General features: G+C 65.1%; 1 pseudogene. It reads left to right on the forward strand.

The features are described from left to right. Window positions 1-255: pseudogene (locus ACZIRK_RS45685) on the forward strand (IS5/IS1182 family transposase); the annotation flags it as partial.

The raw sequence follows: 255 nt of genomic DNA on the forward strand, positions 1-255 counted from the left end.
CCGAGGCCAAAGCTGAGCTGGAGGCTGAGGCGAAGGCCGCGGCCGACGAGGAGCGTCGCATCGAGGCCGAGAAGCAGAAGAACCGCGAGGCCGAGGGCCGCAAGAAGACCGGCAAGCCCGCGGCACCACCATCCGACGCGCCTGCCCCAAAGGCACAGCGCAACTTCACCGATCCTGAAAGCCGCATTCTCAAAACCAAGGATGGCTTCATCCAAGGCTATAACGCGCAGGCGGCCGTCGACGGCAAAGCGCAGA

It is taken from the genome of Bradyrhizobium sp. Leo114 (assembly GCF_055229415.2).